The sequence below is a fragment of the Paraburkholderia yinzeri genome (assembly GCF_046581065.1).
GTDB lineage: Bacteria > Pseudomonadota > Gammaproteobacteria > Burkholderiales > Burkholderiaceae > Paraburkholderia.
This window is the reverse complement of record NZ_JBFOCJ010000001.1, coordinates 2316796-2336690: the sequence shown is the minus strand read 5'-3', so window position 1 is coordinate 2336690 and position 19895 is coordinate 2316796. Positions and strand designations below refer to the sequence as shown.

Annotated in this window: 19 protein-coding genes; 7 read left to right on the top strand and 12 right to left on the bottom strand. The window is 66.1% G+C overall.

Annotated features, from left to right (window positions below; genetic code table 11):
* Window positions 1-78 precede the first annotated feature (78 nt).
* A complete protein-coding gene (mscL, locus tag WJ542_RS11145; protein WP_411189346.1) occupies window positions 79-525 on the top strand; it encodes a large conductance mechanosensitive channel protein MscL in 447 nt (148 codons plus the stop codon).
* A 100-nt stretch (window positions 526-625) separates the two neighbouring features.
* On the opposite strand, the gene WJ542_RS11140 is transcribed toward mscL, so the two are convergent.
* The 3 genes from WJ542_RS11140 to WJ542_RS11130 form a co-directional block, all read right to left on the bottom strand.
* Window positions 626-2605: a hybrid sensor histidine kinase/response regulator gene (locus WJ542_RS11140; protein WP_411189345.1), complete on the bottom strand. Its 1980-nt coding sequence runs from the start codon at window positions 2603-2605 to the stop codon at window positions 626-628.
* An 82-nt stretch (window positions 2606-2687) separates the two neighbouring features.
* Window positions 2688-3167 carry a response regulator gene (locus WJ542_RS11135; protein WP_411189344.1) on the bottom strand — a complete coding sequence of 160 codons (480 nt, stop codon included), beginning with the start codon at window positions 3165-3167 and terminating at the stop codon, window positions 2688-2690.
* Window positions 3168-3233: 66 nt separating this feature from the next.
* Window positions 3234-4856, bottom strand: a complete 1623-nt coding sequence (locus WJ542_RS11130; protein ID WP_411189343.1) for a sensor histidine kinase — start codon at window positions 4854-4856, stop codon at window positions 3234-3236.
* A 403-nt stretch (window positions 4857-5259) separates the two neighbouring features.
* On the opposite strand from WJ542_RS11130, the gene WJ542_RS11125 reads away from it, so the two are divergent.
* Entirely contained in the window at window positions 5260-5757 is a 498-nt protein-coding gene (locus tag WJ542_RS11125; RefSeq protein ID WP_411190530.1) for a hypothetical protein, read from the top strand.
* A gap of 105 nt (window positions 5758-5862) precedes the next feature.
* Here WJ542_RS11125 and WJ542_RS11120 read toward each other — a convergent pair whose 3' ends face one another.
* On the bottom strand, window positions 5863-8196 hold the full coding sequence (locus tag WJ542_RS11120) for an AsmA family protein (RefSeq protein WP_411189342.1): 2334 nt from the start codon (window positions 8194-8196) through the stop codon (window positions 5863-5865).
* Between the two features lie 174 nt (window positions 8197-8370).
* Here WJ542_RS11120 and WJ542_RS11115 point away from each other — a divergent pair, with 174 nt between their 5' ends.
* On the top strand, window positions 8371-9147 hold the full coding sequence (locus WJ542_RS11115; RefSeq protein WP_411189341.1) for an ABC transporter ATP-binding protein: 777 nt from the start codon (window positions 8371-8373) through the stop codon (window positions 9145-9147).
* The gene (locus WJ542_RS11110; RefSeq protein WP_411189340.1) at window positions 9144-9956 is read left to right on the top strand and encodes an ABC transporter permease; all 813 of its coding nucleotides are present in this window, start codon (window positions 9144-9146) and stop codon (window positions 9954-9956) included. The genes WJ542_RS11115 and WJ542_RS11110 overlap by 4 nt, the downstream gene beginning before the upstream one ends.
* Window positions 9957-10014: 58 nt before the next feature.
* Here WJ542_RS11110 and WJ542_RS11105 read toward each other — a convergent pair whose 3' ends face one another.
* Window positions 10015-10575 carry a DUF6013 family protein gene (locus WJ542_RS11105; protein WP_411189339.1) on the bottom strand — a complete coding sequence of 187 codons (561 nt, stop codon included), beginning with the start codon at window positions 10573-10575 and terminating at the stop codon, window positions 10015-10017.
* Between the two features lie 254 nt (window positions 10576-10829).
* Window positions 10830-11873, bottom strand: a complete 1044-nt coding sequence (gene ligD / locus WJ542_RS11100; protein WP_411189338.1) for a non-homologous end-joining DNA ligase — start codon at window positions 11871-11873, stop codon at window positions 10830-10832.
* A gap of 374 nt (window positions 11874-12247) precedes the next feature.
* On the opposite strand from ligD, the gene serB reads away from it, so the two are divergent.
* Window positions 12248-13087 (top strand): phosphoserine phosphatase SerB, encoded by an 840-nt coding sequence (gene serB, locus WJ542_RS11095; protein ID WP_411189337.1) that lies wholly within the window; start codon window positions 12248-12250, stop codon window positions 13085-13087.
* 81 nt (window positions 13088-13168) lie between these two features.
* On the opposite strand, the gene WJ542_RS11090 is transcribed toward serB, so the two are convergent.
* From WJ542_RS11090 to rimO, 4 genes are all read right to left on the bottom strand, one after another.
* Window positions 13169-14353 (bottom strand): cystathionine beta-lyase, encoded by a 1185-nt coding sequence (locus tag WJ542_RS11090; RefSeq protein WP_411189336.1) that lies wholly within the window; start codon window positions 14351-14353, stop codon window positions 13169-13171.
* 52 nt (window positions 14354-14405) lie between these two features.
* Window positions 14406-15035 (bottom strand): hypothetical protein, encoded by a 630-nt coding sequence (locus WJ542_RS11085; protein ID WP_411189335.1) that lies wholly within the window; start codon window positions 15033-15035, stop codon window positions 14406-14408.
* A gap of 64 nt (window positions 15036-15099) precedes the next feature.
* Entirely contained in the window at window positions 15100-16026 is a 927-nt protein-coding gene (locus tag WJ542_RS11080) for a sugar kinase (RefSeq protein ID WP_411189334.1), read from the bottom strand.
* A 5-nt stretch (window positions 16027-16031) separates the two neighbouring features.
* A complete protein-coding gene (rimO, locus tag WJ542_RS11075) occupies window positions 16032-17369 on the bottom strand; it encodes a 30S ribosomal protein S12 methylthiotransferase RimO (RefSeq protein WP_411189333.1) in 1338 nt (445 codons plus the stop codon).
* 267 nt (window positions 17370-17636) lie between these two features.
* On the opposite strand from rimO, the gene WJ542_RS11070 reads away from it, so the two are divergent.
* Window positions 17637-17951: a transcriptional regulator gene (locus WJ542_RS11070; protein WP_411189332.1), complete on the top strand. Its 315-nt coding sequence runs from the start codon at window positions 17637-17639 to the stop codon at window positions 17949-17951.
* Window positions 17944-18228, top strand: coding sequence for a helix-turn-helix domain-containing protein (locus WJ542_RS11065; RefSeq protein WP_411189331.1), 285 nt, complete (start codon window positions 17944-17946; stop codon window positions 18226-18228). The genes WJ542_RS11070 and WJ542_RS11065 overlap by 8 nt, the downstream gene beginning before the upstream one ends.
* Before the next feature lie 46 nt (window positions 18229-18274).
* On the opposite strand, the gene phaR is transcribed toward WJ542_RS11065, so the two are convergent.
* Complete coding sequence (phaR, locus tag WJ542_RS11060) at window positions 18275-18847, bottom strand: polyhydroxyalkanoate synthesis repressor PhaR (RefSeq protein WP_411189330.1); 573 nt, start codon at window positions 18845-18847, stop codon at window positions 18275-18277.
* Between the two features lie 141 nt (window positions 18848-18988).
* The gene (locus WJ542_RS11055) at window positions 18989-19729 is read right to left on the bottom strand and encodes a 3-ketoacyl-ACP reductase (protein ID WP_027796445.1); all 741 of its coding nucleotides are present in this window, start codon (window positions 19727-19729) and stop codon (window positions 18989-18991) included.
* Window positions 19730-19895 lie beyond the last annotated feature (166 nt).

The window sequence follows — 19895 nt, the reverse complement described above, 5'->3', positions numbered from 1 at the left end:
TACCGCATCGCGGACGCGTTCGCTATCATTGCGGCATTCAGTCACAGTCAACCGCCCCTTCCCTCGGAGAGCCCGCCCATGAGCATAATCAAGGAATTCAAGGAATTCGCCGTAAAAGGCAATGTAATGGACCTCGCCGTCGGTGTGATCATCGGCGGGGCCTTTTCCACCATTGTCAACTCGGTGGTGAAAGACCTGATCATGCCGGTCATCGGCGTCGTCACGGGCGGCCTCGACTTCTCGAACCAGTTCATCCGGCTCGGGCACATTCCTGCCAGCTTCAAGGGCAACCCCGATTCGTACAAGGATCTGCAGACGGCGGGCGTGGCCGTGTTCGGCTACGGCTCGTTCATCACGGTGCTGATCAACTTCATCATTCTCGCGTTCATCATTTTCCTGATGGTGAAGTTCATCAACAACCTGCGCAAGCCGGAAGAGGCCGCGCCCGCAGAGCCGGCGCCCACGCCCGAAGACGTGCTCCTGTTGCGCGAAATCCGCGACGAGCTGAAGAACAACCGGAGCTGAGCGACGCCCGCGCGGCCGTCCGCGCAAATACCGACGCAAACGCCCGCACAAGAGCCCGCACAGGCGTGAACGCCGCGCGGGCTTTTTTGCGCGCCCTTCGTCAGCAGGACGGACGATCCGCTACGCGCGTCACCGCGGCCTTCTCGATCAGCCGTTCGAGGTGCTCGAAATTGACCGGCTTCGTGAGGTGCGCCGTAAAGCCCGCTTCGAGGCAGCGGCGCACGTCGTCGTCGGTGCCGAAGCCAGTAAGCGCGATGGCAGGCGCGGCCGAGTGCTTGCGGAACGCGTGAATGAAGTCGATGCCGGTGCCGTCGGGCAAGCCGATATCGCTCAGTACGAGGTCGAAACGATTCCGTGACGCGAGAGCGAGTGCGCTCGCCACGCTGTCGGCCACCGCCACCTCGTGCCCAAGCCCGCGTATCAGTTGCGACATGACCTCGGCCGTGTCCTCGTGATCCTCGATCAGAAGAATGTCGAGCGCGCCCGCCAGGTGCGGGCTGCCGACATCGTCGGGAGCCGTCGCGCCCGGCACCGGCGTAGCCGTGGGCAGCACGATCGAGAAGGTCGCCCCGCAATGCGCGCCAGGACTCTGCGCCGTCACGCTGCCGCCGTGCGCCTCGGTCAGCGCCTTCGTGACCGCGAGCCCCAGACCGAGGCCGCCGAACTGTCGCGTCATGTTGTGGCTGCCCTGCTCGAAGGCATTGAAGAGCTTGCCGATCTGCTCCGGTGCGATGCCGATACCCGTGTCCTCCACTTCGATCAGCATCTGCATACGCTCGTCGCGCGTACGCACGTAAATATGGCCGCCGTCCGGCGTAAACTTCGCGGCATTGCGCACGAGATTCCAGAACATCTGCTGCAGGCGCGCGCGATCGCCGCGCACGTAATGATGCTGCGCACGCAGATCGACGTGCACGTCCTGCTGCTTCACCTGAATCTCGCTGTGAAAGAGTTCGAGCACGGCGTCGATCACCTCGTGCACGTCCACGGTATCGAGCGCGAGGCTGAGCTTGCCGTTGGCCACGCGCGTGAGGTCGAGCAGATCGTCGATCAATCGTGCCTCCAGCTCGATATTGCGGCGGATCATCAGTACGCCCGCGCGCGCCGCCGCCGGCAAGTCGGGAATCTGCTCGATAAGGCGTGTGCCGGCCAGCACCGGTGTGAGCGGCGTGCGCAATTCGTGCGAGAGCATCGCAAGGAAACGGTCCTTCGCGCGGTTGGCCTCTTCCGCCGTCTGGCGCGCGGCCTGCGCGGAAGCGAGCAGACGCTCGCGCTCTTGCGTCGACTCGCGCTGCACATGGATATCGGTGCAGCTGCCGAACCATTTGTTCACGCCGCCGCGCGGATCGCGCATCGCAACGATACGGACATCGAACCAACGGTACGCGCCGTCGTGGCGGCGGATGCGCAGCTCGTGCCGATAGTCGGTCGCGCCGCTCGCCACGGCCTTCAGCCAGCTGCGCCGGATCTCCTCCCGGTCGTCGGGATGCACGGCGTCGAGCCAGGCCAGACCGTGCGAATGACGCGCGTCGAGCCCCGTGTAGTCGAGCCACTGCTTCGACAGGAAATCGCAGTTGCCGTCCGCGCCGCAGGTGAGCACGAGATGCGGGAGCGCCTCCGAGAGCGTCCGGTAGTGCTCTTCGCGATCGCGCAGCAGCAGCGCTTCGTCGGAGGCGCGCTGCAGCGCGACCTGCGAAAGCACCCGCGCAACGGCCTCGGGCAAATAGTCGAGATAGCCGCCCGCTTTCGGCACGACATCCGATACGCCGGCACGCAGCGCCGCGATCACGCGCGATTCGTCCGTGAAGCCGGTCACGAGTATCGCGGGCACGCGCACGTCCTGGGCACGCAGCCGGCGAAAGAGGTCGAGGCCAGTTTCCGCACTGTCCAGCTGATAGTCGAGCACGAGCACGTCGGGCGTGCGGGCGGCCAGCACCGCGAGCGCCTCGCTCACGCTCGCGCAAGTGTCCACCAGCGCGCCGGCTCGGGCGAGCGACTTGCGCGCGAGCCGCAGTATGCCTTCGTCGTCGTCGACGACCAGCACGTGTGCACCCGCCAACAGGTTGACTTCGTCGTTCATGCGCTGGACGTTCCTCCAGGAGTCAAAATTGCGCAAGGGGTGGATCGGCAAGCCGGGCGCCGCTCAAGGCCGCTGCGCGCCGCTAGCGCGCGTAACGATGCCCCGGCGGCAGCTTGACGACCTGCAGGAAGAAGCCGAGCCGCCGCACGGCTTCAATAAACGCGTCATATTCGACCGGTTTCGTGATGTACACGTTGCAGCCCAGTTCGTAGCAGCGTTCGATCTCGCGCGGGTCGTCGGTGGTGGTGAGCACGATCACCGGCACCGATGCCGTGGCCGGATCGGCCTTCAGGCGGCGCAATACCTCGAAGCCGTCCACGCGCGGCATGCGCAGGTCCAGCAGCACGACGACGTTCGCAAGATCTTCGCGTGACGGGACGCCCGGCGCCCCAGCGCCTCCGGCGGCCGCCGACCCGAAGAAATAGTCGAGCGCCTCCTGACCGTCCGAAAAGCGCACGAAACCATTCGAAACCCCCGAGCGCCGCAGGTTGCGCTCGACCAGCGTCGCATGGCCATCGTCGTCTTCGATCAGCACGATGCTGACCCGTTCCTCGTCCGTCATTTCATCTCCCCGATGGGTACGTACCGGCTCGCGGCCGGGCCGCCGCGACGCTACGCATCGTAGCGCTCATGCCGCACGCGCAGGTTGCTCGGGCAGCGCGACGAAGAACGTCGAGCCCACTCCTTCGGCCGACTCCACCCACATCTGCCCCCCATGCCGCTCCGCAATGCGTCGAGCGAGCGCGAGCCCGATGCCCTCGCCACCCGAATCGCCGCCATGCAGACGCTGAAACGCGCGAAAGAGCTTCGGCTGCCAGGCCTCCGGAATGCCCACGCCATTGTCGCGCACATAATACGTTCGCGTACGCGGCGCAGGCACACGGGGTGCCGCGGCGCCAGTGCCATCCCCGTCGGCCTGCGTCTCGAGCGCGCCGATCTCGATGCGTCCCGCCCGTTGCGGATCGAGATGGCGCAGCGCGTTCTCGATCAGGTTGCCGAAAATCTGCTCGATGGCCGCGGGATCGCCCCAGGCGGGCGGCAGATCGCGCACGTCGATACGCGTTGCATCCGACACGACGTCAAGACCGACCAGCACCCGCTCGACGATGCGTCCCATGTTCACGCGCTGCCAGCGATATTCCCGCCGCCCGGCGCGCGAGATTCGCAGCAGCGCGTCGATGATCGCCGCCGCACGCGCCACCGCCTGGCGCAGGAATTGCAGCGATTCGTCGACGTCGCCGTCGAGCAGCCCGGTCACGCGGCGATGCTCGTCGGCAGGCAACCCGGCTGCGTCGATCCGCGCGCGCAGGTCGTCGCAGGAAACCTGCAGCTCCTTCGAAAACCCCTGCAGATTCACGAGCGGCGAGCGCAGATCGTGCGAGACGCTGTAAATGAACATCTCGTTGTCCTGCGTCTCCTGGCGCAGATGTTCGTTGGCGTTCGCGAGGTCGGTAGCACGCCCTTGCAACTGGTGTTTGAGCGCGGCCTGGTCCCGTTCGGAGTCGACGAGACGCGCGCTCGTCTCATGCAGCACCGCGTCGAGCGCGGCGATTTCGTCGTTGCCCGACAGCGCCGGCGCCAGCCTCACCCCGTCGCCCAGCCGGCGGGCATTGTCGCCCAGCGCGGCAAGGCGCCTGCCCACGTTGCGCGCGAATACCGCTGCGGTGACGCCCCACGCCAGCATCGAGCCGAGCACGGCTGCGATCAGCGCGTCCTGCAGGCGCGCACGCGTCATGCTCCAGGACGCATTGCGCCGTGCGTCGAGGCGCGCTTCTTCGGCCATGAACTCGGCCAGCTCGCTGCGCACCGTCTCGATCTCGGGCGGCAGCGTGGCGGCAGCGGTGCGCGCCCACGCGACGCTGCGTCCGGCGCGCAGCGCATCGGCAATGTCGCCGGCCTGGGCGCGCCAGGCATAGGCCGCCGCGCGCATGTGGTCGACGCGCGCGAGCTGGACGGGATTGTCGGCCACCATTTGCGAGAGCAAGGCGATGCGGTCGGCAAACTCGGTCCACACCGCACGACGATCGATGAAAGAGGGATCGTCGAGCGCGATCCCCGTACGCACGCGCGCGGCCTCGCGCAACAGCGGGTCGACGAGGCTCGACGCCTGCCAGAGTATCTGCTTGCTGTTCTGCTCGCCTTGCGCCGCACGCACCGCGGCCTCCTGCGTATCGAACACCACGCCGAGCAGCGCGAGTTCGACGACGCTCGGAATCGCGATCAGCAGCAACCCCTTGGTGAACAGTTTCATGGCGGGTCTGGCGCGTGGGTATCGGCGTGAGTACGGACTGGCGGATCGACGCGGCACGGTGGCCCGCGCAACGCCAACGGGCTGCAGGCACCAGAACCCGAACATTATCGGCGCGAAATATCAGGATGACAACGGATGTGGCCCCTGCCACGGAATCGTGACAAAAGCCCGCTTTTTTACGAATGATGGCCACACCGTGCGCGTCAGCAGGACTATTATTGAGACGGAGACAGAAAGAAGGGAAAAGGAGAGCCGGGATACCTACATCAGAGCGCGGCGAGCGGTCGGGCACGGCGGCTGCGGACACCCGCGAGGGCTCGGACAACCTCGAATCCTCGTGAATCCTGCAGAACCCTATGCTATAAAGGATCGACGTGCGGCGCGCAAAACCGGGAGTGGTCGCATGGAACAGCTGCGTTTTTTGCAATCCTTTTTCAGGCGAGTTTTTATGTCCTTCCCGAAAAAGCGTAAACGCGTCAAGGCGGACGGCGACGAGTCGTTCCTTGCCGTGCTCGACCACTTCAAACCGTTCGGACAGCTCGATACCAAGATTGCGCGAGCCCGCGCCCAGGACGAGCCCGTACTCTACGCCCACATTCTGCCAGGACTCGATGTCCTGCTTTGCAGTGTGCGCGGCGCGCACCCCCCCTATCCGGCCACGAGCGAATTGCGGCGGCGCTGCATCGAATCCATTGCGCATGCGCTCGAGCAGCCCATCGAAGGGCTGGAAAACGGCGGCTACTGGTACGAGGCGGACGGCTTCGGCTTCCTCGTGTTTGCCAGCCGCGCGCGCAGCCGGATCCTGCCCGAATTCGGCGCGGCCCGCCCTGGCCTGACCACGCGACGCGTCACGCGCCGCCAGGGCGCAACGGGCGATACCGTACCGCGTTCACTGCGTTAAGGCCTGTTCGCGCCGCAAGCGCGGCGACAGGCCCGATACGCGAGTGTCCCGCGGGTCCTCCGCGGGTTTGCCATTTTCTAATCGTGGTTCGCCACCGCCGCGGCCCTAGCGGTTAGCGGTGCCTGCCGGTGCGCGCATCTTCTGGCCTGGCGGGGGCGCCACGGGTCGTGTGCGCATTTCGGCAAAGAGATCCTTGCACGCCAGCGGCTTGTTATTGCTCGGCGCAATCAGCGGAATCAGCGCGGCGAACGGATTGATCAGGCCGAGCCCGACCATGGCTCCGGCACGCAGCGCAAGCGCTGTCGCATCCACGCCGACGTGGGGATCCTTGAATGTTCCCTTGGCATAGAGCGGCGAGCGCAGCGAAAACACGCGAAACCCTTTGGTGTGCGGATGGATCTTCAGATCCAGCGATTCGTCGCGCAGATTGATCGGCCCGCTGATGTCGATCACGGCGTCGTCCGTGTCGAGCGCGAACACGCGCGGATCGAGCACGCCGTTGGTCGCGACGAAATCGGTGGCCGCGCAGTTGATCTTGACGTCCTGCGTGCCGAACAGCTTTTCGTACACCACGTTCGCCACGTTCAGGCCGGCCGCCTCCATGAGCAAGCGGCTGATCGTGCCCTGCGTGACCAGCATCTTCACTTCGCCGTTCGAGGTCGCGGCAAGCGCCGCCGGCGAATTGCCGGTGGCCGAAAGCGAGGCATCGCCGTTGACCTCGCCGAGCGCCGACTGCATCGACTTGGCGTTGGGGAACAACTGCTTGAGCTTCAAGTGCCGCGCCTCGGCCGAGACCCGCGCCTTGAGCGGCACGCCGCTGCCGTCCAGCGCGATACGCGTGGCGAGCGTCCCGCCCGCCACGCCGAAGCGCAGCGGGTCGAGCGACAGCACACCGTCCGTCATCACGACGTGCGCATAGAGATCGGAGATCGGCAGGCTGCCCTGCCTGACGATGCGCCGGCCGGTGAACGTGACGTCCGTATCGATCGCGCTCCAGCGGTTGGTGCGGAACGGCTCGACCGGAATGACACGATCGGCGGGCTGCTTCACGGCATCGCCGCGCTTTGCCTTGCTCGCATTGCTGTCGGCGCCGATGATCGGGGCGAGATCGGAGAACTGCAACAGGTTCGACACCAGTTCGCCCTTGAGCAGCGGACGCGGATCGCGCTGCACGTAGGCAAGCGTGCCGTTCAGGTCCGAACCGCCGACGCGCCCTGTGAAATTCTCGTAGCGGAACTCGCTCGCCCCGCGGTGAAACTCGCCCACGAAATGGCCTTCCGTGGCATACGGCGGCGTCTCGGGCAGCGTCACGCCGGTCAGGCTGTACAGATGCGCCATGCTCTCGCCCTGCAGCCACAGGCGCAGGTCGACGGCGGCCAGATGGGCGGGATCCGTGAGCGTGCCAACGAGTGCGATATGCATATCGCCTGCGCGCACGTCGGCCTGAACCGGGAACGGGCGCTTCGCGTCCTGCAGCGCGAGCACACCGCCCAGCTTGCCCGTGCCGGACACGGGCGTCTTGTTGTACGTGCCCTTGAGCGTCCAGCCGATGGCGTAGAACGGCTCGGCCGGCTTCGCGGCGCTCGTCACGTTCGTTGCAGAAGCGGTGGAAGCACCCGACGCAGTGCTCGCCAAAGCCGAAGCGGGCGTCGCAGCCGCGCCGCCGCTGCTCGCTTCGCTTACGGCGCTGGCTGCACTGGCCGCGCTCGCGGCCGCCGCTTCGGATGCCTGCTGGGTCCGCGCCTGCTGCGCGAGCCGACGGGCGCCCGCCGCGCCGATCGCCTGCGCCGACTCGCTACGCGAAGTCGCCTCCTGCTGCGCCATCGCGGCGCCGATCGGAATGCCGTGGCCGAGCAGATCGACGGTGATCCGCAAATCGGTCTTCGTTTGCCGATCGTCGACGGCAATATTGCCCGAGGCGAAGGCGATGTCGTGCAGATCGAGCTTCCACGTGGACGGACCGCTCGACGAAGCCAGCTTGAACGTCCAGTTGTTGCGCCCGTCCGCAAGCCGCTCGACGTCCACGGACGGGTTCACGAGATTGATGGCCGGAATCACGATGTCGTGCGCGAGGAGCGGCAGCACCATGACCTCGAAGTCGATCTCGTCGAGCGTGGCGAAATGCGGCGATTTCGTCCAGTCCGGATTGGCCACCTCGATGCGGGTGGCCGAAAAGCGCGGCCACGGCACCCATGCGCGCCAGCCCGTCTCGCCCACCGGCGCGCGCCAGCCGATCTTCAGATCGCCCTCGATGGCGAACGGCCGGCCGATCGCCTCGCTCACCTTGTCGTTGACCCAGGGCTTCGCGCGATTCCAGTCGAAGGTAAGAAGAACCGCCACGAGTATCCCAACGAGGACGACGACAACGAGCGCAAGCCATGCGAAGATCCTGGCGAACAGGCGGCCGATGCCGCGAGGCTTGGGTTGCGGTGACGTCATTCACTCTCCGTGATTCTGGGTCGTTTTTTTAAGGCAGGAGGCAAGCAGGCGGCGTGCCTGCCGTCGGCCTGCGTTACGTCCCGCTGTATGTCCTGCGGTCCATCCTGTTTCCTGCCCGGTGCGCCATCATGCCGTATCGCAACGGGGCGCGCACTTTTTGTTTGCAATCCTCTCATGACCCGATCCCCCGTTTCCAGCCAGCCAGACGAAAGCGGCGCCGAGAGGCGCGTTGCGCTCGTCGAAGCCCGCCAGATAGCGCGTCACGCCCGGCAGCACGGCGAGTATCTGCTGCATCCCGCCGACTTCGCCTTGCATGCGGGCGAGCGCGCCGTGCTGACGGGGCCGTCCGGCTCGGGCAAGAGCGTGTTCCTGCGCGCCCTCGCGCTGCTCGATCCACTCGACGGCGGCACCGTGCTGTGGCGCGGCAAACCGGTCCCGCGCGCGAGCATCCCGCGCTTTCGCCGGCATATCGCCTACCTGCGGCAACGGCCCGCCCTGCTCGATGGTACCGTCGAGGACAACCTGCGCTACCCCTACACGCTCTCCGTCTATCGGGACGCCGCATTCGACGCCGCGCGCGTGAAGGCGCTTCTCGACGCCGCACGACGCCCGGCTGACTTCCTCGCGCGTCATGCGTCCGAACTCTCGGGCGGCGAAGCCCAGATCGCCGCGCTCGTGCGCGTGCTTCAACTCGATCCGGATGCCCTGCTGCTCGACGAGCCCACGGCCTCGCTCGATCCCGATTCTGCACGCGCAGTCGAAGCGCTGGTTGGCGGCTGGTTCGACGCCCAACGCACCGCGCGTGCCACGGTCTGGGTGTCGCACGACCCGGCTCAGGCCGCCCGCGTCGGCAACCGGCATCTCACGATGACGGCCGGCGTGCTCGACGCGGCCGGCGAACCCGCGCCCGCCCCCGCTCGCACCGAGGGAGCCGCAGGAGCCAGCCGATGAATTCCGTCCTCCAGAACCTCGGCCTCGGCGACGTGGCGATCGCGGCGCTGCTCGTGTTCGTCAACGGCGCGGTATCCGTGCTGCTCAAGCTCGACCTCGAACGCAAGCTCGCCTGGGCCGCCGTGCGCACCGTGGTGCAGTTGCTCGCGATCGGCTACGTGCTTGGGTGGGTATTCGCGTACAACCGCTGGTACGTCGTGCTGCCGCTGATGGCGCTCATGACGCTGATCGCGGGCGTGGCCGGAGCGCAGCGCGGTGCGCGCACCTACGCGGGGCAGCGTGCCGACAGCATCGTTTCGATCTGGGTGAGCGCGTGGCTCGTCGCCGCGGTGGGGCTTTTCGTCGTGATCCGCATCCACCCGTGGTATGAGCCGCAATATGCCATCCCGATCCTCGGCATGATCCTCGGCAACACGCTGACGGGGGTGTCGCTCGGCGTCGAGCGGATGATGCAGGAGCTTACGGCGCGGCGCGACCGCATCGAGACCTCGCTCGCTCTCGGTGCGACGCGCTGGGAAGCGGCCCAGGCCAGCGCGCGCGAAGCCGTGCGCGCCGGCATGATCCCGACGCTGAACCAGATGGCCGTGGTGGGTGTGGTAAGCCTGCCGGGCATGATGACGGGCCAGGTGCTTGCCGGCCAGCCGCCGCTACAGGCCGTACGCTATCAGATCGTGATCATGTTTCTGATCGCCGCCTCGTCGGCGCTCGGCACCGTCGGCGCGGTCCTGCTCGCGTACCGGCGCGTGTTCTCCGCCGAACACCGCTTCCTCACCTCGCGGCTCATGGAGCGAAGCGCAAATGCAAAATAGCGCGCGTCGTTGACGCGCTACGGCCCGCGTTATAGCCCGCTTTACGCTTTACAGCCCGTCAGCGCTGCGCGGAAATCGCGATCTGGGTGCCGTCGCCGAGCTTGACCGTCTTCACCGTGCCATTGGTCGGCATCGAGAAGCGGACGACCTCGCTGTACGACACGACCGCGGGACAGGTCAGCGTCTTGCCCTCGTTTTCGACGCTGCGCGTGCCGTGCGGCGCCTGGGCGCGGAAGCTCGCCTGGACATTGGCCGTGCCGTGCTCGTCGACAATGGGCGCGAGGCGCAACTGCGTCTGCCGCATCATCGCGCCGTTCTCGTCGAGCGGCAGCGAGGCATTGCCGGGACAACCATCGGGAGACGGCACGACGCCGCCCGGAGGCGTGGTGCGCCAGGTGAAGTCGTCGGTGTCGCCCGAGCGCAGCGTGCGCGTCTCGCTGGAGTTGCCGTACTGCTTCGAGGTAACGCGCACGGTGTAGCGGATCGGGCCGTCCGTTGGCGTTTTCGAGGTCACGTTGATTGGCGTGCTCGCCAGCGCGGGCAGCGCGAGCGCGCACGAGGCCGCGAATGCGGCATGGACGAGCGCCGCACGAGCGCGGCGCGAGCGGTGGCAATGCATGCGTCACCTCCTGACGAAAGCCGCCGCGTGCCGCCCGTCGTTACCTGCCTTGTGAACGGCGCACGCCGCATGGCGTAGGGTCCTGCTCCATTTACCTAGTCTAGCTCGCCCCACGCCGCCTTGCGCCGAACGTACTCCCCTCGCCGACCAGGTTTTATCCCGCTTGCCACGCCGGGAATTTTGCAGGCGCAACGAACGGTTCTGCCCGCCGCGGCGGGCGGCTGCACGGGCCGCCGCTTGCCCTCCATTCCCGGCTATTTGCCGCTCTCTTCCAGCCCGATCGTGAGCTCGGCCGTGATCCGCTGCCCGACGCTCGCGTAGCCTGCCCACGGATCCACGCGAGCCAAGGCCGCCAGCCGCTCGTCGATATTGCGCAACGTCCACTGCGCGCCACCGGTGGTGCTCCCGAGTTCCTCCCACGAGATGGGCACCGATATCCCCATTCCGCTGCGCGCCCGCACTCCGTATGCAACCGCCGTGCTCGCACCGCGCGCGTTGCGCAGGTAGTCGACGAAGATCCGCTTTTTGCGATGCTCGGGGCCCATCGTCGCCGTGATCTGCGTCGGCGCCGTCGCGGCCAGATGGTGCGCGACCGCGCGCGCGAATGCCTTCGCATCCTCCCAATCCGCCTGCGGCACGAGCGGCACGACAACGTGCAGGCCCTTGCCGCCGCTCGTCTTGCAGAACGACTCGATTCCGAGATCGCGCAGCAGCGCGCGCGTCATTTCAGCGGCTTCGATCATGCGGTCCCAGCCGAGTGCCGGATCCGGATCGAGGTCGAACACGACGCGGTCGGGCCGCTCGATGTCCGCGGCCAGCGCGTTCCATGTATGCAGTTCGATGACATCCATCTGCGCGGCACCGATGAGCGCCTCGAGCGTGTCGATCGTAATGAGCGGAGGATGGCCCGGGTCGAGGTCTTCGTGCTCGGTCACCCCCGGAATCGGCGGACGTCCATTGTGGCGCTGGAAAAACATGTCCCCGGACAGGCCGCGAGGCGCCCGCACGACCGAAACCGGACGCGCGGCCAGATGAGGCAGCAGCCATGGCGCCGCGCGCGCGTAGTAGCGGACGAGATCGATCTTGTGGGTGCCGCTGACGGGATCGATCACGCGTCGCTCGCTCGTGATCGGAACGCCGGCAATCTCGGTGCCCGCCTCCGTGTGGCGTACCCGGGACGGCGAGCGCGGCGCGGACGTGGTCCGCGAGACTTCAGCGGCGGCGTCCTTGACAGCCGACCGCGTGCGGCGCGACCTCCGGGTGGGCGACGCGTGCTGATGCTTGTGAGCGTCCTGCATACCGGTTCCCCTGGCGCGGATTGGCGCATGTGACGCGCCGCGCGACGCAAGTCGCGGCACGTGCGGTTCACGGCATACGGCGACCGGGCCCGTGTATCGCTGTCGACAGGAGTCAGGGCTTCAGTCCTGACTCCGTCCCATGCGGAGCTGTCGGACCGCCGCGCTAGCTTTCATTTTGCAACGAATAGGCGCCTTCGTCCCGAAAAACTGTGGGGACGGATCGCTTTTCCATGCACCCGGCTTCGGGCATGCTCCCTAAAGCGCGCGGGCACAGGGCGCCAGCCAGATGCCAACTACGAGCAGTTACAATGTCGTGATTTACCGCGCATCAGGACGCGGCACCCTCGCCGCTGCTCACCTACAACCTGCACGACATGAACCTCGTCATCCAGAGCCTTGCCCCGCTGCCCGCCGTCCACCACAAGCCGTTACTCGCGCTCGCGCGCGGCAGCCGGCTCGCGCCGATCGACGAATGCGCCCTGCGCATCGAAAACGCGGTGCCCGGCCAGCGCGCCGATATCGAGGTCTATTGCAGTACGCATCAACTCGACTATGCGTTCGTGGAAAGCGGCCGCGCGCTCGCCGACTTCGGTCTCCTCGCCATGGACATGGACTCGACGCTCATCACGATCGAGTGCATCGACGAAATCGCCGATTTCTGTGGTCTGAAGGCGGAAGTCGCGGCGATTACCGAAGCCTCCATGCGCGGCGAAATCAAGGATTTCAACGAGAGCCTCACGCGCCGCGTTGCACTGCTCAAGGGGCTCGACGCAAGCGCGCTCGAACGCGTCTACGAAGAGCGCCTGCAACTCTCGCCGGGCGCCACGCAGATGCTGGCCGGCGCGAAAGCCGCGGGCCTGAAGACGCTCCTCGTTTCGGGTGGCTTCACGTTCTTCACCGAGCGCCTGAAAGCGCGCCTGAACCTCGACTACACGAATGCCAACACGCTGGAAATCGTGGACGGCAAACTCACGGGCCGCGTGAGCGGCGAGATCGTCAATGCCGAGGTGAAAGCCCGCACGCTCGCGCAAACCTGTGCGCAACTGGGCATCGAGCCGAGCCGGGCCATTGCGATGGGCGACGGCTCGAACGATCTGAAGATGATGGCGGAAGCGGGACTTTCGGTGGCGTTCCGCGCGAAGCCCGTGGTGCGCGAGGCGGCGAGCGTCGCATTCAATTTCGTGGGACTCGACGGCTTGCTGCGGCTTTTCTGATCGGCTCGCAGCCCTTGCATTGCCTCGCGCCGCCGCGCGAATCATGCGCCGCGGCCGTTGTCGTCCGGCCCGTTCGCGCGCTCAGGCGAGCGTCGCGAGCGCCTGCTCGATGTCGGCGCGCAGGTCCGCTTCGTCTTCGAGACCCACGTAGAAACGCACCAGCGTACCGCGATGCGGCCAGCGCGCGGCCGTACGCATCGATTCGACGTGGTAAGGCATGACGAGACTGTGCGCCCCGCCCCAGCTCCAACCGAGCGCAAAGAGGTCGAGCGCTTCGCAGAACGTATCGATCTGCGAAGCGCTGTAGCGCTCGTCGAAGACCACGGAAAACAGCCCCCCGGCGCCCGTGAAGTCGCGCTCGAACGCGGCGTGGCCGGGGCAGTCTTCGAATGCGGGATGCAGCATGGCCGCGATCTCGCAGCGCGTCTTGAGCCAGCCCGCTAGCGCGAACGCGCTGCGGTCGTGCGCCTCGAAGCGCGCCTTCATGCTCGGCAGCCCGCGCAGCACGAGCGAGCAATCGTCCGATGAAACGCCGATGCCAAGACGCATGCGTGCCTGCTTGAGCTTCAGATGCAAGGCACGATCGCGCGTGATCGTCGCGCCCATCAGCACATCGCTGCCGCCCGACTGGTATTTCGTGAGCGCCTGCACCGAGATGTCGACGCCATGTTCGAACGGCTTGAACGCGAGGCCGGCCGAATACGTGTTGTCGATCGCCGTCACCACGTTGCGCGCACGCGCCACGGCCGTGATCGCACGCACGTCGGGCACTTCCATCGTGACCGAGCCCGGCGCCTCGATCCAGATCAGCTTCGTCTCGGGCCGGATCAGTTCCGCGATGCCGGCACCCACCAACGGATCGTAGAAACGCGTCGTGATGCCGAAGTCGCGCTCGAGCCACTCGCCATGTTCACGGTTGGGCGAGTAGACGTTGTCGGGAATCAGCACGTCGTCGCCCATCTTCAGGAGGCCGAAGTATACGTTCGAGATCGCCGAGAGCCCCGAAGGCTGCAGCAGTGCGTGCTCGCCGCCTTCGATGGCCGCGAGCCGCTGGGTCAGCATGGCGGAAGTCGGCGTCGCATGCAGGCCATAGCGCCACTGCGAGTCGTCGCGCCAGTCGAGTCCGCGCACCGTCGCCAGATCGGGGAAGACCACGGTGGAGGCCCGCGTGACGGGCGCGGCGAACGATTCGAAGCCCGGCGTGATCTCGTCTTGCGGATGGATGAGGCGCGTCTGCAATGCGCGGCTGGAGTCGGTTTTCTTCATTTCGGAATCGAAAAAACGATGAAGGCCAGATCGACCGGCGGCAAGCCGGGGGTTATTCGCCGGTGCTCAGATTGCTGACACCGTTGACCTGCTGGGCACCGCCGGGCGCCGGCGCGGATGCGGCCTGCCACTGCTGGGCGTGACTTTGGGCTGCCTCGCGAGAAGCCGAAGCGGGCGGGACCGGCTGCCCGGCCGCGAGCGGCTTCAGCTCGAAATCGACCGGGTTCGAATCGTCCACTTCCATGCGCTCGCCGGACACCGTTCCGTCGGGCGAGAACGTCCCCACCCAATTGCCGGTGATGTGCGTGCCGTCGTTCGATTCCTCGCCCTCGAAGGTCGTGCCTTCGTGATCGCCGGCAATCAGAATGATTTCGCCCGTGTCGGTGAACTGGTACTCGCCGTGCACGCCGCTCGGATCGTCGGTTTTCGGGCCGAGGCGCATCACGATCTGCCGCTTGCCGAGCATGCCCACGTAGCGCGGAAACTGCGCGAACTCGGGGTTGGGCTTGAGCGGCAACTGGATCGCGGGCGGCGCGGCCAACGCCTTCACGGGATCGGCAGTATCCTGCGCAAACCCCATGACGGGCAACGCAAGCGCCGCAACGGCGAGCGCACACGCGCGCGCCGCATGACCCACGCCGCGCGACGCGGCGCCCCATTGTTTCAAGGTCGATACTTCCATCTGACTCCTTCCTTCGAGTACGCCGCGACCGAACGGTTGGGTCGCCGCACGCGGCAGCCTGCGCTCAGCCGGCCAGCAGTTTTTCGACAGCCTCGCGCTGCGGAATCGGCGCAACGGCGCCGTACCCCAGCGTCGAGAGCGCGGCTGCCGCGTTCGCGTAGCGCGCCGCTGCAAACGGATCGTCTCCCGACACGAGACGGGCTACGAACGCCCCGCCAAAGCAGTCTCCCGCCCCCGTCGCATCGACCGCCGCGACGGCACGGCCCGGCACGAGCCGCCGCTCTTCGGCCGTCGCCACGTAGGCGCCTTCCCTGCCGAGCTTCAACGCCACCACGCGCGGCCCGCGCGCGAGCAGCCAGTCGACGATGGCGTCGCGCTCGTCCAGCCCGGTCAGCACCGTCACGTCGTCCCAGCTAGGCAGACAGATGTCGGTGACGCGCAGCACCTCGCTCATCACGGCCCGCGCGCGCGGCAGCGGCCAGAGCTTCAGACGCAGGTTCGTATCGAAGCTCACCCGGCCGCCGTTGGCGTGCACGTGGTCGATGGCCGCGAACGCCGCGTCGCAGGCCGTATTGCTGATCGCCACGCTGATGCCGGACAGATGCAGCACTTGCGCCGCCGCAAGCGCTTCACGCGGCAGATCGCCCGGCGCATAGCGGCTCGCGGCCGACCCGGCGCGCAGATAATCGAAGGCATGGCCATCGGGACCGTGCGAAACGAAGTAGACGCCGGTGGGCGCTGTCGGATCCACGCGCACGGTGGACGTATCGACACCCTCGCGGGCCCACAGGTCGAGCAGCAGACGTCCGAACTGATCGCCGCCGACTGCCGAGACAAAGCCGGTGCGCACACCCTGGCGCGCGGCTGCAATGCAGAAGTTCGACGTATCGCCGCCAAAGCCCTGCAGGTATTCGGGCTTGTCCGGCGACGCCTGGTTGAATTCGACCATCGCCTCGCCGAACGCGAGAACCTGCGGGGCAGCGGCGCTCATGCGGCTCAGACCTCGCCCCAGAGATCGTGGCCGTCTGCGCCCGTGATCTTCACCGAGACGAAGTCGCCGACCTTGTAGCGCTTCGACGCCTTCGTCGATGGCGCGACGTAGACGACGCCGTCGATCTCCGGCGCGTCGGCAGCCGTGCGGCCGATGCCGCCATCGGCGTTGATCTCGTCGATCAGCACCTTGAGCGTCTTGCCGACCTTGCGCTGAATGCGCTTCGCCGACACGGCCTCGGCCACCTCCATGAAGCGCGCGCGACGCTCCTCGCGCACTTCGTCGGGCAGCGCGCCATCGAGCTCATTGGCGCTCGCGCCCTCCACAGGCGAGTACGCGAAGCAGCCCACGCGATCGAGCTCGGCCTCGCGAATGAAGTCGAGCAGCGTTTCGAACTGCGCCTCGGTCTCGCCGGGGAAGCCGGCAATGAACGTGCTACGGATCGTGAGATCCGGGCAGATCTCGCGCCAGGCCTTCACGCGCTCCAGTACCTTCTCCGCATTGGCGGGACGCTTCATGCGCTTGAGCACTTCGGGATGCGCGTGCTGGAACGGCACGTCGAGATACGGCAGGACGTGCCCCTTGAACGGACCCTCGGCCATCATCGGAATGACTTCGTCGACGCTCGGATACGGATAGACGTAGTGCAGGCGCACCCAGGCGCCGTACTGCGCGGCCAGTTCGCCCAATGCACCGACCAGCTCGGTCATGCGGGTCTTCAGCGGCCGGCCGTTCCAGAAGCCGGTGCGGTACTTGACGTCCACGCCGTATGCGCTCGTGTCCTGCGAGATGACGAGCAGTTCCTTCACGCCGGACTTGAAGAGGTTCTCCGCCTCCAGCATCACCTCGGCCACGGGACGGGAAACGAGATCGCCGCGCATCGACGGGATGATGCAGAACGTGCAGCGGTGATTGCAGCCTTCGGAGATCTTCAGATATGCGTAATGGCGCGGCGTGAGCTTCACGCCAGCGGCCGGCACGAGATCGACGAACGGATCGTGCGGCTTGGGCAAATGCGTGTGCACGACCTGCATGACTTCGCCCACGGCATGCGGGCCGGTCACGGCCAGCACCTTCGGGTGGACTTCCTCGATGAGATTCGAGCCGCTCGCGCTCTGCTTCGCGCCGAGGCAGCCCGTCACGATCACCTTGCCGTTCTCGCTGAGCGCCTCGCCGATGGCGTCGAGGCTTTCCTGAACGGCTTCGTCGATAAAGCCGCAGGTGTTGACCACGACCAGATCCGCGCCGTCATAGGTGCCGGAAATCTCGTAACCCTCCGCGCGCAGTTGCGTGATGATCTGCTCGGAGTCGACGAGGGCCTTCGGGCAGCCAAGGGAAACCATCCCGACACGCGGAGCAGGGTTGCGGGAGGTCGTTGATTCAACAGGGTTTTTCACGTGTACGTCCGGATGTGGGCGCAAGGCGAGCGATGCGCCGTGCGAGATCAAGCCAGTCCGTCATTTTACCCGTATGTCATATGGAGCGCCGCTCCTTTGCTGCGTAGCATCGGGAAAGTCGGGCCGCAACAGGATTGCGCTAGGCAAATTTCTTGATCGGCATCACTCACCCAACATACGGCAAAGCCGTATAATCATTTCCGCTTCTTTCTTATGCTCACGATCATCGAAACGGAAACGTTTCAGCGGTACGCGGCCGATATCTGGCGCGATAGCGAACGCGAAGCCTTCATCACATGGCTAGCCGACCACCCGCTGGCGGGCGACGTCATCCCCGGCACCGGCGGCCTGCGCAAGGTTCGCTGGACGCGCTGGGGATTCGGCAAACGCGGCGGCACGCGGGTGATCTATTACAACATGCTCGATCAGGGCTGCATCTGGCTCCTGATCGTCTACGCAAAGGCAAAATTCGACAACCTGCCGGCAGCGTTTCTCAGCCGGCTGCGCGAAGAGGTGGAATGTGGATAAGGAACTGGAACAGTTTCAGGCGGACCTGCTCAAGTCCGTCCATGAAATGAAGAGCGGGCGCGCGGCGCGCACCACGCGCGTCGAGCCCACCGCCGCGGCGCTCGCACGCGCAAAGGTCGGGCTTTCACAAAGCGCCTTCGCCGCGCTGCTCGGCGTCTCCACGCGTACGCTGCAGGATTGGGAGCAAGGCCGGCGCCAGCCCACGGGCGCCGCACAAACGCTGCTGCGCGTCGCAGCGCTCCATCCCGAAGCGCTGCGCGATCTCAAAACGGCTTGAGCGGCCGGCGCCTGCCAGGCCGCCCGCCGCGATCACGTCCTGACGATCACTTCTTGTCGTCGCCCTCGGGCGTTTGTCCAGCCGGTTTGAACGGAAACGTGCCGAACATCGACTTCGCCTGGTTCTGCATCTGCTCCTGCATCTGCACGAACATGTTCTTCGACTGCTCGATGTAGCTCGTCATCATGCCCTGCATCATCGGCGCCTGCATGTTCATGAACTGCGTCCAGACCTCGGGATTCATCGCGTTGCCTTCGTAAAGGCTCTTCGACTGGTCCGCGAGCTTGTTCTGGATGTCGATGAAGGCCTGGATGTTCTTTTCCAGGTAGGTGCCCATCATCCCCTGCATCGCGTGGCCGTAGAAGCGGATGATCTGTGACAGCATCGACGACGAGAACATCGGCAGACCGCCGCTTTCCTCTTCCAGAATGATCTGCAACAGGATGCTGCGCGTCAGATCCTCATTGGTCTTCGCGTCGATGACCTTGAACTCCTCCTGATCCAGCACGAGCTGCTTCACATCCGTCAACGTGATGTAGGTGCTCGTCTCCGTGTCGTACAGCCGACGGTTCGGATACTTCTTGATCAGTCGTTCGGCGGTTTTCTTTGTAGTCGTCATATGTCGCCCTTGTTCGTCCGGCCAACCCTGTGCGCCGGTCTAGCCAGGAGGTTGCGCCTGCCCCGGTGTGCAGCAAGGCGCGCCGCCCGTGTGGATCCTTGCGTAGCCGCCCGCCGGGGAAGGACGTGCGGCGCGGCCGGATCAGCCCATGTGCAACCCGCCGTTCAGCGAGAAGTCCGCACCGGTTGAAAAACCCGACTCGTCGGAGGCGAGCCAGGCGACAATCGACGCGATTTCTTCGGGTGCGCCGAGGCGCCGTACCGGGATCGTCGCGACGATCTTCTCCAGTACGTCGGGACGGATCGACTTCACCATGTCCGTGCCGATATAACCCGGCGAAACGGTGTTGACCGTCACGCCCTTCGTGGCCACTTCCTGCGCAAGCGCCATCGTGAAGCCGTGAATGCCGGCCTTGGCGGTCGAGTAGTTGGTCTGGCCGAACTGGCCCTTCTGGCCGTTCACCGACGAGATATTGATGATGCGGCCCCAGCCGCGCTCGACCATGCCGTCGATCACCTGCTTCGTCACGTTGAAGAGGCTCGTGAGGTTCGTGTCGATCACGGCGGTCCAGTCTTCGCGCGTCATCTTGCGGAACACGACGTCGCGCGTGATGCCCGCATTGTTGACCAGCACGTCGATCTCGCCGACTTCGGCCTTGACCTTCTCGAATGCCTGGCACGTCGAATCCCAATCGCCGACATTGCCTTCCGAGGCGATGAAGTCGAAGCCCAACGCCTTCTGGTCTTCCAGCCACTTCACGCGGCGCGGCGAATTCGGGCCGCAGCCAGCCACCACGGTGAAGCCCTGCTTGGCGAGGCGCTGGCAGATTCCCGTTCCGATTCCGCCCATGCCGCCCGTTACATACGCATTACGCTCTGACATAAACCCAACTCCATTATCGTTTTCCGGGGTGCCGAACGGCTGCCCCGGCCTCGCCCTCTCCTGTGTTCCCGCCCGTGCTGCCGCGCCTCGCCGGAGGCGCCTTGACACGCTTTGTGGCGGCCGGGCGTCCGCCTTTCCCTTACAGCACGCGCCGCTTCTTCCAGCG

What these genes read in the sequence shown, in the direction of transcription:
- mscL (WP_411189346.1), top strand. Translation starts at nt 79, where the DNA reads ATGAGCATAATCAAGGAATTCAAGGAATTCGCCGTAAAAGGCAATGTA.
- WJ542_RS11140 (WP_411189345.1), bottom strand. Translation starts at nt 2,605, where the DNA reads ATGAACGACGAAGTCAACCTGTTGGCGGGTGCACACGTGCTGGTCGTC.
- WJ542_RS11135 (WP_411189344.1), bottom strand. Translation starts at nt 3,167, where the DNA reads ATGACGGACGAGGAACGGGTCAGCATCGTGCTGATCGAAGACGACGAT.
- WJ542_RS11130 (WP_411189343.1), bottom strand. Translation starts at nt 4,856, where the DNA reads ATGAAACTGTTCACCAAGGGGTTGCTGCTGATCGCGATTCCGAGCGTC.
- WJ542_RS11125 (WP_411190530.1), top strand. Translation starts at nt 5,260, where the DNA reads ATGGAACAGCTGCGTTTTTTGCAATCCTTTTTCAGGCGAGTTTTTATG.
- WJ542_RS11120 (WP_411189342.1), bottom strand. Translation starts at nt 8,196, where the DNA reads ATGACGTCACCGCAACCCAAGCCTCGCGGCATCGGCCGCCTGTTCGCC.
- WJ542_RS11115 (WP_411189341.1), top strand. Translation starts at nt 8,371, where the DNA reads ATGACCCGATCCCCCGTTTCCAGCCAGCCAGACGAAAGCGGCGCCGAG.
- WJ542_RS11110 (WP_411189340.1), top strand. Translation starts at nt 9,144, where the DNA reads ATGAATTCCGTCCTCCAGAACCTCGGCCTCGGCGACGTGGCGATCGCG.
- WJ542_RS11105 (WP_411189339.1), bottom strand. Translation starts at nt 10,575, where the DNA reads ATGCATTGCCACCGCTCGCGCCGCGCTCGTGCGGCGCTCGTCCATGCC.
- ligD (WP_411189338.1), bottom strand. Translation starts at nt 11,873, where the DNA reads ATGCAGGACGCTCACAAGCATCAGCACGCGTCGCCCACCCGGAGGTCG.
- serB (WP_411189337.1), top strand. Translation starts at nt 12,248, where the DNA reads ATGAACCTCGTCATCCAGAGCCTTGCCCCGCTGCCCGCCGTCCACCAC.
- WJ542_RS11090 (WP_411189336.1), bottom strand. Translation starts at nt 14,353, where the DNA reads ATGAAGAAAACCGACTCCAGCCGCGCATTGCAGACGCGCCTCATCCAT.
- WJ542_RS11085 (WP_411189335.1), bottom strand. Translation starts at nt 15,035, where the DNA reads ATGGAAGTATCGACCTTGAAACAATGGGGCGCCGCGTCGCGCGGCGTG.
- WJ542_RS11080 (WP_411189334.1), bottom strand. Translation starts at nt 16,026, where the DNA reads ATGAGCGCCGCTGCCCCGCAGGTTCTCGCGTTCGGCGAGGCGATGGTC.
- rimO (WP_411189333.1), bottom strand. Translation starts at nt 17,369, where the DNA reads ATGGTTTCCCTTGGCTGCCCGAAGGCCCTCGTCGACTCCGAGCAGATC.
- WJ542_RS11070 (WP_411189332.1), top strand. Translation starts at nt 17,637, where the DNA reads ATGCTCACGATCATCGAAACGGAAACGTTTCAGCGGTACGCGGCCGAT.
- phaR (WP_411189330.1), bottom strand. Translation starts at nt 18,847, where the DNA reads ATGACGACTACAAAGAAAACCGCCGAACGACTGATCAAGAAGTATCCG.
- WJ542_RS11055 (WP_027796445.1), bottom strand. Translation starts at nt 19,729, where the DNA reads ATGTCAGAGCGTAATGCGTATGTAACGGGCGGCATGGGCGGAATCGGA.